General features: G+C 67.7%; 10 protein-coding genes. 8 read left to right on the forward strand and 2 right to left on the reverse strand.

All coding sequences use genetic code 11. From position 1 onward, the window contains the following. The first annotated feature begins 111 nt into the window (after nt 1-111). From EFJ44_RS13670 to EFJ44_RS13700, 7 genes are all read left to right on the forward strand, one after another. Nucleotides 112-2,346, forward strand: coding sequence for a GumC family protein (locus EFJ44_RS13670; RefSeq protein WP_125257790.1), 2,235 nt, complete (start codon nt 112-114; stop codon nt 2,344-2,346). A gap of 68 nt (nt 2,347-2,414) precedes the next feature. Beyond that, nucleotides 2,415-3,602, forward strand: a complete 1,188-nt coding sequence (locus EFJ44_RS13675) for a hypothetical protein (protein ID WP_125257791.1) — start codon at nt 2,415-2,417, stop codon at nt 3,600-3,602. Between the two features lie 169 nt (nt 3,603-3,771). Then, entirely contained in the window at nt 3,772-5,169 is a 1,398-nt protein-coding gene (locus tag EFJ44_RS13680) for an O-antigen ligase family protein (RefSeq protein ID WP_125257792.1), read from the forward strand. Beyond that, on the forward strand, nt 5,166-6,188 hold the full coding sequence (locus EFJ44_RS13685; RefSeq protein ID WP_125257793.1) for an NAD-dependent epimerase/dehydratase family protein: 1,023 nt from the start codon (nt 5,166-5,168) through the stop codon (nt 6,186-6,188). The genes EFJ44_RS13680 and EFJ44_RS13685 overlap by 4 nt, the downstream gene beginning before the upstream one ends. 98 nt (nt 6,189-6,286) lie before the next feature. Next, on the forward strand, nt 6,287-6,985 hold the full coding sequence (locus tag EFJ44_RS13690; RefSeq protein ID WP_125257794.1) for a polysaccharide biosynthesis/export family protein: 699 nt from the start codon (nt 6,287-6,289) through the stop codon (nt 6,983-6,985). A 3-nt stretch (nt 6,986-6,988) separates the two neighbouring features. After that, entirely contained in the window at nt 6,989-7,975 is a 987-nt protein-coding gene (locus EFJ44_RS13695; RefSeq protein WP_125257795.1) for a M48 family metalloprotease, read from the forward strand. Between the two features lie 168 nt (nt 7,976-8,143). Next, nucleotides 8,144-8,371, forward strand: coding sequence for a hypothetical protein (locus tag EFJ44_RS13700; protein WP_125257796.1), 228 nt, complete (start codon nt 8,144-8,146; stop codon nt 8,369-8,371). Nucleotides 8,372-8,462: 91 nt separating this feature from the next. On the opposite strand, the gene EFJ44_RS13905 is transcribed toward EFJ44_RS13700, so the two are convergent. Further along, on the reverse strand, nt 8,463-8,606 hold the full coding sequence (locus tag EFJ44_RS13905) for a hypothetical protein (protein ID WP_164511932.1): 144 nt from the start codon (nt 8,604-8,606) through the stop codon (nt 8,463-8,465). A gap of 155 nt (nt 8,607-8,761) precedes the next feature. Here EFJ44_RS13905 and EFJ44_RS13705 point away from each other — a divergent pair, with 155 nt between their 5' ends. Further along, entirely contained in the window at nt 8,762-9,916 is a 1,155-nt protein-coding gene (locus EFJ44_RS13705) for an AGE family epimerase/isomerase (RefSeq protein WP_125257797.1), read from the forward strand. Here the strand turns inward: EFJ44_RS13705 and EFJ44_RS13710 are convergent. Further along, entirely contained in the window at nt 9,913-10,482 is a 570-nt protein-coding gene (locus EFJ44_RS13710; protein ID WP_125257798.1) for a hypothetical protein, read from the reverse strand. The two genes, EFJ44_RS13705 and EFJ44_RS13710, sit on opposite strands and share 4 nt — an antisense overlap. Between the last annotated feature and the right edge of the window lie 134 nt (nt 10,483-10,616).

The raw sequence follows: 10,616 nt of genomic DNA on the forward strand, positions 1-10,616 counted from the left end.
AAAGGCCAACCCCCAGCGAAGCGGTCTCGCTCTTCCCCTTATGATGGGCTAAGGCGCAGGTCTGCGCCGCTAGTCCGAGCGCCGGAGCAGATGGTCAAGGCGAGTTGAGAGATGTCCGTGAACGGCGAAATTCCGTTGAAACGCAATGCCCCCGACAGGCATCAGGATGATTTTTGGGGCGCACCGGTAACGGACAGATCTCAAGAGGGCAACCTATTTGAGATTGCTCACTATTGGCGCCTCGCAGTCAAGTATCGGTGGATAATCGCAGGTTCTTTCTTGCTCGCGCTGCTTGCGGGAGTGGCCATTACGCTGCTGATGACACCGATATACAGTGCCAGCGCGACGCTTCAAATCGACCGTGAGACCGCGCGCGTCCTGAACGTCGACGATGTGCAGCCGCGTGAGTCCCAAGGCTACGGCGAGGAATTTTTCCAAACTCAATATGGTCTGCTGCGAAGCCGCTCCCTAGCCGAGCGCGTCGTCGACAGCCTCGGACTCGCCGCATCGAACTCGTTTCTGGAGCAGATGGGCGCGACGCCGCCGGTGCGGGGGGATCGAACGGCTGCTGAGTACGCCCGGATCCGCCGGGAAGCGGTGGTCAGCGTAGTGATGACGAACTTCTCGGTCTCGCCCGTGAGGGGGTCCCGCTTGGTCCAGATAACCTTTGACAGTCCGGTCCCGGCCCTGTCTGCCCGGGTCGTCAATGCCTACGCTGAGAACTTCATCCAAGCAAACCTTGACCGACGCTTTGAGTCCTCCTCGTTCGCGCGAGAGTTCCTTGAGGAGCAGATTGGGCAAACCAAAGCGAAGCTTGAGGAAACCGAACGCGCCCTGGTCGACTACGCCACCGCGCAAGGCATCGTTAACCTGTCCGAGCCGGGGCCTGATGGATCTGGCCAGACGCAGTCATTGGCCGGGACGAACCTCTCTGCGCTGAACGCTTCTTTGGCGAGCGCGCGGGCGGCCCGTATCGCGGCGGAGCAGCGATGGCGCCAAGCACGCGCGGCGCCGCTTTTGAGCCAGCCTGAAGTTCTTCAGAACCAGGCCATTCAACGCCTGACCGAACAGCGCGCGCTGCTGGACGCCCAGTACCAGCAGCAATCCCGCGTCTACCGCGAAGACTGGCCGAGCCAGGTCCAGTTGCGCAGCCAGATTGAGGAACTTGACGCCCAGATCAGCGACATAGCCCGCGGAATCCTGTCCTCCATCCAAGGTCAATATGTCGTCGCGGCGAACAATGAGCGAGCGCTCCAGGCTCAGGTCGACGGCCTCACGGACGAGGTTCAGGATCTGCGCAATCGAAGTGTTGAGTACAACATTCTCCAGCGTGAGGTGGACACGACCAGAACTCTCTACGATGCGCTTCTGGAACGCTACAAAGAGGTCGGCGTCACTGGTACCGTCGCCTCGAATAACATTTCTATCGTCGATCAGGCTCAGGTGCCTACCGCCCCATCGAAGCCGAACCTGCTGGTAAACCTGATCCTTGCCTCGTTGTTGGGCCTCGGTTTGGGCGCGCTCGCGGCCTTCGTCTTGGAGGCGCTCGACGAGACATTGGCGACGCCGGAAGACGCGGAAAGCAAGCTTGGGCTGCCCATCGTGGGCGTGATTCCCCTGCTGTCCCGCGAGCAGACGCCTCGTGAAGCCCTTGACGATATCCGGTCACCGTTCTCTGAGGCGTACTACTCTCTCCGCACGGCCCTGCAGTTCTCGACCCCAGACGGCGTGCCGGCCAGCATCCTTGTGACCAGCTCGCGCCCGGCTGAGGGCAAATCCACGACGGCCTACGCCACCGCCCTGAACTTGGCTCGGATCGGCAAGCGCGTAGTGCTGATCGACGGGGATTTGCGAAACCCCTCGATGCATCGCATCGTTGGCGTCGAGAACACAGCAGGCATGAGCAATCTGCTTGCGGGCGCATCAAGCCTCTCACAAGTGGTGCAGGCGACTTCCGAGCCGAACTTGGGAATCGTGCCTTCCGGCCCTCTGCCCCCGAACCCGGCAGAACTCTGGGGGAGTGATCGCCTGCGCGTGATACTTGCTGACATGCGCCATGAGGTGGACCACGTCGTGATCGACGGACCGCCGGTGCTCGGCTTCGCGGACGCCCCCCTGCTCTCGTCCGCGGTTGGGGGCACCATTTTCGTCCTGGAATCGCGACGAACACGCCGCGCTCAGGCCAGAGGCGCGCTGCGTCGCCTGCTGATCGGCAATGGGCACCTTTTGGGAGGTGTACTGACCAAGTTTGACACCAAAGTCACACAATACGGCAGCTACGATTACGCCTATGACTACTCTTACGGGGAAGCCGCGAAACAAAGGTCGGACAATGAGGCGGCCTGATGCGGCGACCACGGGCAGGAGGAGGGGGCGTAGGCGAAGCTATGGGCAGAGGTAAGGAGGCGCGGGCCTTGGCTCCGCATGTTCTGACGATCCTGCTCATTTGGCTGGGCTGGCAGATGGTCGTCGGACTTCTGGTGCAGCGAGCACCGGTGGAAGCCGCCGTCAGAGTTGCGCCCTCCTCCGGACAAGTGCTGAGCCGTGCCGCTGAAGCGGAACTGGTGGCGGGCCGTCTCGAAAGCGCGCGCGACCTGGCCGAGATGGCGCTCACTGCAGCGCCGTTTGACGTCAGGGCCTTGCGCGTCTTGGGCCTGGCGGTCGCACCGACGGACCGGGAAACGGCAGACGAGTTGCTCACTCTGGCGGGCAACTGGAGTTTGAGAGACGACCCTTCCCACGCTTGGCTCATTCAACGGAGGCTTGAACAAGGCGATTACGCCGGCGCCTTCGGCCACGCCGACGCCTTGGCCAGGCGGCGGGAAGACGTAAGGCCAAGAATTTTTCGGATGTTCACGATCGCGGCCACAGAGGATCCTCGCGCGGCGCCGTTCCTGATCGCCCGTCTTGCGCCGCATCCAAACTGGCGGTCCGACTATCTGAACGCGCTGCATGCTTCCGAGAGGGGACCGCAAGTTCAGGCACTGGTCGCCCTCGGCCTGCAACGGACCCGTGGCCGCCTCACGGATCCGGAGCTTGAGGCGATCTACGGCGAGTGGGTCGAAGATGGACGCGTGCCGGGGCTCCGCGAATTGAAGCGACGATTGGGCCGCCCCCTCCCCGCGCCTCTACAGGACGGCGACTTTGAAGGAACCGGCGGCCCCAAGCCATTCGGGTGGCAGATCAACGCCGGACCGGGTGTCCAAGCTGAGCTGTCAACGACCCCGGACGCGCAAGGGAAGGCCCTTTTTGTTCAGACAGACGGGTTTTCCGCCCGGACGGTCGCAAGCCAACTTCTGCTGCTTGAGCGCGGCCGCCACAAGTTCTCCGGCCGTTACCGGTTCGAGGCGGGCGACGAAGATCCCCGTCTGGCGTGGACGATCCGCTGCCTTGAGACGAATTCGGTCATCGCCGCCTGGGCCCCGCCGGCGATTCGGGACGCTGAGGTCTGGGCGCCGCACGAAGTGACGTTCGACGTTCCCGGCGACTGCAGCGCCCAGTGGCTTGAACTGAGGACTGTTCGCGGGCCCCGTCGGACCACAATCGTCGCATGGTTCGACACGTTTGCGATTGCCCCCGTCCGTACTGACGTCGCCCCCTGAATCCAGGCTCTGGGCCGCCTCGATGTTGGCAATCTTGCAATGCGGCCGAGGGCCGGTATGACGAATTGATCAATATGGGCTGCAACCACGGTCTGGCCGAGCGCGGGCACTCGGGTGAGGGCCGATTGAGCGCCGCAACCGATCCAGCGCTCTGACACGTACGGATTCAATGAGCCAGAAAGCCGCAAGTTTGTCGCACTCCTGGATCAGGCAGTTCCGTCGTTGGGACAAGGTGGCGGTGGCCACGGCGTCCCTCATTGTCGTCTGCCTCTTGATCGGCGGCGCCAGCCAGAGGCATGCGCTCCGACTCACTGCCGTCGAACTTGCGGCGCTGCCCCTGATCGGATTGGGTGCGCTGCGAGCTTGGGACTTGTCCGCGTGGACCCGTCACCGGTTCGCGATGAGCATCCTCCTGGCGGCGGCCTCGATCCCCCTCGTGCAGCTGGTCCCCCTTCCCCCAGCCTTTTGGGGTGCCTTGCCGGGCAGGGAGGGGGGAATCTTGGCGCTTGAGATTGCGGGTTTGTCGCCAGGATGGGCGCCCATGTCCGTGGCTCCTGACATGACTTGGAGATCGTTCCTCGCATTCGCGCCCGCGGCGGCGGTGTTTTTGGGCGTTCTGCTGACTGGATCGACGGCGCATCAGGTTTACGTCCGGGTCATTTTCCTCGGCCTGTTGCTCAGCTTTCTGCTTAGTTTGGCTCAGGCCTTGGCGGGCGACCCCGCCTACCTCTGGCCCAGCACGACGCGGGGCACCATCACCGGCTTGTTCGCCAACCGAAATCACCTCGCCACGCTGTGCGTCGTCGCCATGCCGCTGGCCGCGGCCGTCATCGGCACGGCCTCCCGCCGGCGGCCGGAGAAGCGAACGGCCTTCTGGACGGGCGTGGCCGTCATCGCGATCGCCGTCGTGACGATCGCGGCCACCCGTTCGCGCGCTGGGGTGGCGCTGCTCGGCCCCGCGCTGGTGTTCTCCGGGCTCATCATCTGGGCCGCGGCCGGTCGCGCCCGTCCCGGTCCGGCCGCGCTCGGCCTCACGGGCGCCGCGGGCGCGGCCTTGGCTCTCGTCGCCGCCGTCGGCCTCGGCCCCATCCTTGACCGGTTCGACGCTTCCGCGCCGCCCGAAGCCCGGTTCGAGCGCTGGCCGACGGTGGCGGAGGCGGCCCAGGCCTACCTGCCGACCGGCGCAGGGTTCGGTTCTTTCGAGCGCGTCTACCGATCGGTCGAGACGCTGGAAGAGCTGGACGCGACCTCGTTCAACCGGGCGCACAACGAGTATCTGGAAATCTGGCTGGAAGGCGGCTGGATAAGCGTCGGGGTCCTGATCGCATTTCTGATCTGGTTCGGTCGGCGCTCCTGGGCCGCGTGGCGCGCGCCCCCGGGCACGGCGGCAGACTTGGCGAGAGCCGCGTCTGCGGGCATGCTCCTGATGCTGGTGCACAGCGTCGCGGAGTATCCGTTCCGGACGGTGGCGCTCATGGCCGTTTTCGCCGTTCTGGCCGCGGTCCTGGAACTGGGTGCGCGCGACGCGCCCGAGGTCGGTCGACGCCGTGCGAGGCGGATCGCTTGACCGACGACCGTCCCGTTCTCGTCACAGGCTCAGCCGGCTTCATCGGATTCCATACGGCGCGGCGTCTGCTGGCGCAGGGCCAGCGCGTGATCGGACTGGACAACCTCAATCCTTATTACGACCCCAGACTGAAGGAGGCCCGTCGCGCCCTGCTCGCGGCAGACCCCGGCTACGTCGACCACGTCATGGATCTCGCGGATCGTCCGGCCGTGGCTGACCTGTTTCGGCGCCACCGGCCAAGCCGAGTCGTGCATGTCGGCGCGCAGGCGGGGATCCGGTACAGCGTGGAGAACCCGGAGACCTACGTCGACTCCAACGTCGTGGGATTTCTGAGCGTCCTTCAGGGCTGCCGGGACGTGGAGGTCGAGCATCTGGTCTACGCCTCCACCAGTTCGGTGTTCGGCGCGAACGGGGCCCTGCCCTATTCCGTAGAACAGCCCGTGTCTCATCCCCTGAACCTCTACTCGGCCACCAAGCTGGCGAACGAGGCGATGGCGCACGCCTTCGCCTATGTGCACGGACTCCCATGCACAGGCCTGCGGTTCTTCACGGTCTACGGCCCATGGGGTCGACCGGACATGGCGCTGTTCAAGTTCACGCGGGCGATCCTGGGGGGGACGCCCATCGACCTCTACGGCGACGGCGTCATGGAGCGGGATTTCACATATGTCGACGACGTCGTCGACGGGGTGCTGGCCGCGCTGGACCTGCCGCCCGCGCCGGATCCCGACTGGGACTCCGCCGCCCCGGACCCGGCGACCAGCGGCGTGGCGCCTTGGCGGATCCTGAATCTGGGGGCAGGTCGCCGCGAACCGCTGGCGAAGTACCTCGAGGTGCTCGAACGCAAGCTCGGCCGGCGGGCGACCGTGAACCGACTGCCCGTTCAGCCCGGCGAGATGGTCCGCACCGAGGCGGACGTGGCGCGAACCCGGGCGCTGCTGGGTTATGAGCCGAAAACCTCGATCGACGAGGGCGTCGGTCGTTTCGTCGACTGGTATCGCGAATTCTATGGCGTCTGAGGCCGCTCTGGACGGCCGTGGGCCGCCCTGTTAGGCCTCACCGGCATCGTCGGCGCGCGTGCGGCGGCGGGCGCCCCAACGTGGAAGGTATTCTGGACATGCGCGCCTTTTTCATCGTCTGCGCCGCTCTTCTCGTCGCCGCCTGCGGCGGCGGCGGTGGCACGCGTGACGCCGGTCTCGTGACCGCCGCAGCTCCGACCGACCCCGTCGTGCTGATGGAGTCCGCCCGGGACGAGGCGGCCGGCGACTACCGCATCGGCGCGACCGATCTCCTGACGGTCTCGGTGTTCCAGGTGCCGGACTTGTCCTTCGAGGAAATCCGCGTCGACGCCTCGGGCAACCTTCAGATGCCCATGATCGGCTCGGTCCCGGCGGCGGGTCTGACGCCGAACGAACTGTCCAACGACATCGCCCGGCGTCTGTCCGAACGCTACCTGCGCAACCCGCAGGTGACGGTCACGGTGAAGGAGGCGGCCAGCCAGAAGGTCACCATCGACGGCGCCGTGACGCAGCCGGGCGTTTACGAGATGCGCGGCCGGACGACCCTGATGCAGGCGGTGGCCATGGCCAGAGGCCCCCTGCGGGAGGCGGACGTGCGGAGCGTGGCCGTGTTCCGCGAGGTCGGCGGCCAGCGCATGGTCGCGGTGTTCGACCTCGCCGCGATCCGCAACGGCCAGGCCGAGGATCCGGTCATTCTCGGCGACGACATCGTCGTGGTGGACACCTCGCGGCTCAGCGCCCTGCTGCGCGACGCGATCCAGGCCGTGCCGGCCATCGCCGCGTTCGCCTACTTCTGATCGATGAGGCCCGGAGCGTTCGCGTCGGTCGCCTCGCTCGCCGTCCTGACCGCTTGCGCGGCCGACGGAGGAAGCGCGGCCAGCGTCTCGTCGAGCGACGCGCCGGGCGACCGGCTGGCCGCGATCGCCGACATGGACCGTCGCGTGTTGAGCGTCTTCCACCGGCTGATCACCGCGAACGTCGAGGTCTGTCCCGACCGGGGCTGGACCGCCGGATGGAGCCTGCACGCCGCCAACCAGTACGACGGACCCCTGCGCGACGTTCTGGTCGTCGAGGGCCTCCAGGGCGACCTGCCGGCGGTGTCGGCGGTCGCGCCGGACGGGCCCGCGGCCAAGGCCGGGCTGTCACGCGGCGACGTGATCCTGGGAATCGACCGGGTGGTCCTGCAGGCCGGCGAGACGGCCGGCCGTGCCCGCTACGAGGGCGTGGAGGCGAATCTCGGCCGGATCGACGAGGCTCTGGAAGACGCGGCGCCGGTGGTGCTGAGGGTGCGGCGGGAGGGCGCCGAGCGCGAAGTCCGGCTGACGCCGGAGGCGGCGTGCGACTATGACGTGCATCTGGACGTGTCGGACGAGCTGAACGCCCGCGCCGACGGATCGTCGGTGCACGTGTCCAGCGCCCTCGTCCGATTCGCGACGACCGACGACGAACTGGCGGTGATCCTGGGTCACGAACTGGCGCACAACTTGCTGGAGCACCGGGAAATTCTGGACCGTGAGGCGCCGGCGCGGCGGGTCTTCGGCAATCTGGCGGTGGCGCCGGGCAAGCTGGAGCGGGCGGAGCGCGACGCCGACCGGACCGGGCTGCAACTGATGGCGCGGGCGGGATTTGCCTATGAGGTGGCGCCGGGTTTCTGGCGGCGCTTCGGCGAGGCGAACTGGCGCGTGCGCTGGGCTCAGTGGGGCCATCCGTCGGCGGCCGTGCGCGCCGCGCAACTGGACGCGGTTGTGGCCGAGATCCAAGCTTCAGGTGTGGAGACGGGACGGTGAAGGATCGATCGCGGTTCCCCACAACCGGGGCTTCAAGGTCACAGGTGCCGCCCACTAGACGTCGCGACGTCCGAAAAACACTTGCAGTGCGCAACCCGAGAGCTGTAGATACATTCTTGGAAATGCGCGGACACACTGCGCTTGCCTAAATTTTTGAAGGGGAATCAGATGCGTAAGACGATCGCCGCCGTTTCGGTCGGTCTGCTGCTGGTCGCGGGCCAAGCCGCCGCCGCCGGCTCCAACACCGCCGCCGCTCGCGTGGGTGACCGCGTCGGCGCGTCGGCCGACGCCTCGAACGAGTTCGCCGGCATCCCGATCGCCGTCCTGCTGATCGGCGGCGCCGTTCTGGCCACCGCCATCGTGGTCGCCACGGACGACGACCCGGACAGCAACTAAGTCCGGAGCGGTCGCGGCTCCGGCCGCGGATGACGAGCTTCAAGCCGGCGAGCCTTGTGCTCGCCGGCTTTTCGTCGTTGAGATCGCGAGGTCATCCGCCTTGGAAGACGGCACCGTAGTCCTCGTTGGCGCGGGCGAAATCGGCCATGCGGCCGACATCGACCCAATAGCCCTCGCCCCGGTGCAACCTGACGCCGCACCCCGATTCGATCAGCGCCAGCAGAAGCTCGGGCATGTCGATAGGCGGGGTGACTCGTCCGCGAGGGGGTGTCGCTAGGCAGTGCCCTCCAATGGTTAGAGCGACGAAGAAGTCCCGTGACCGTGCGCGTTGCGCGGTCGTGCAGCGCCCGGTTACATGCGGCTCCAGTCCGCGTCCGGCGGGAGGCCCGTTTGAGCTCCGAATTTCCGCCTGCCTCGCGCCGTCTGGAGGAGTGGCTGACCCGTTCGGCCTATCCCCTGTGGGCGACCGCCGGGGTCGACGCCGACGGCGGCTTCTTCGAGCGCATCGACGGCTCCGGGTGCCCGGTTCGCGGCCCGCGACGGGCGCGGGTCCTGGGACGCCAGATGTACAGCTTCGCCCGGGCCCCCGCTCTGGGCTGGACAGGCGACGCGGCCGCCGTGGTCCGCCACGGTCTGGCCGCCCTGCCCCGGTTCCTCCGGCCGGACGGTCTGGCCCATGCGCGCGTCGACGACGACGGAACCCCGATTCAGGAACCGATCGATCTTTACGATCAGGCCTTCGTCCTGTTCGGCCTGGCCCACGCCCTGCCCTTCGCGGACGACGCGGCGGAGGTGGCGGCGACGGCGCGGCGGATGCGCGAGGCGCTGAAGGTCCACTCGCATCCCGGCGGCGGGTTCGAGGAGGCGGTGCCGCGCACCCTGCCGCTGAAGGCCAATCCGCACATGCACCTGTTCGAGGCCGGGCTGGCCTGGAGCGAGGTCGAGGGCCTGCCGGACGGCGCGGCGTGGGACGCGTTCGCGGACGGGTTGGCGGAGCTGGCGCTCAAGCGGTTCGTCGATCCGGCCACAGGGGCGGTGCACGAATTCTACGACGGCGACTGGACCCGGATGACGGGAGAGCGCGAGATCGTCGAGCCGGGGCATCAGTTCGAATGGGGCTGGTTGCTGACGCGATGGGGCATGGCGCGCGGGCGCGCGGACGCGGTGGATGTCGGTGAGCGGCTGATCGCGCTGGGCGAGGCGCAGGGGCTGGACGCGAAGACCGGCGTGACCGTGGGGGAGCTGGACGGGGCTCTGCGGCCGCGCCCGTTCCACGCCCGGCTGTGGGCGCAGGGCGAGCGGATCAAGGCCTGGGCGCAGGCGGCCATGCGCGCGCCGGAGCCGGCGCGACGGGCCTTGGCGCTCGAACGGATGGAGGCGGCCGCGGCGGCGCTGGAGCTGTTCCTGCAGGGGCCGCCGCCGGGGGCCTGGCGCGACCGGATGGGGTCGGACCGGACGATCGTCGAGGAGGCGGCGCCGGCCAGCAGCCTGTACCACATCGTCGGCGCCGTGGAGGAAGCTGCGCGGGCGCGCGGCCGGCTCTAGACCGAAACGGCGGGTGCCGGGACGGGCGCCTCCAGCAGACCCGGGACGCTGCCCTGCGGGTTCATCGCCACCATGTCCTTGAGGAAGCCGTTGGGACTGAGGGTCTCGTGCGAGGGCGTGCGCAGGCCCAGACGCTGGGCCACGTCGGCGACGAAGGCGATGCAGTTGCGCTTGTTCAGATTGTAGCGCGAACCCTCGGGCGTGCCCCACCAGTCGATGCGGGCGCTGAGCTGGTGGAACACCTCGTCGGAGATTTCGACGCTGACGTAGGGCACGCCCTCGGCCACGTAGACGGCGTCCGGCTCCTTCAGAATGCCGGGGCCCGAGAACAGAAGCAGCTGCGGGCCGGGGCTGCGGGCGGTGAAGCCGACGGAGCGCTCGACCGTCTCGCCGGTTTCGAGCGTGCCGTGCAGGCGGACGTAGGCGTGGGGGAAGTACAGCCAGCCGCCGCGGACCTGCGCGCCCTCGTGGCCGAAGAAGGTGACGGTCACGGCCGCCGCGGCGGGGCCCGCGACCAGCCACAGCAGGACGACGGCGAGCAGGGTCTTCAGGCGCGGGGCGGTCATGGCCTCCACCCTGCCCCGATCCCCGCGGCGGGAAAAGGGCGCCGTCAGTGCCCCGCGGGCGCGGCCACCGCGTCGGCGTCGGCGACTTTGGCCTTCGCGGCCATGACGGCGAAGGCGACGAGGATGAGGTAGCC

The organism is Brevundimonas fluminis (assembly GCF_003934285.1).
Classification (GTDB): domain Bacteria; phylum Pseudomonadota; class Alphaproteobacteria; order Caulobacterales; family Caulobacteraceae; genus Brevundimonas; species Brevundimonas fluminis.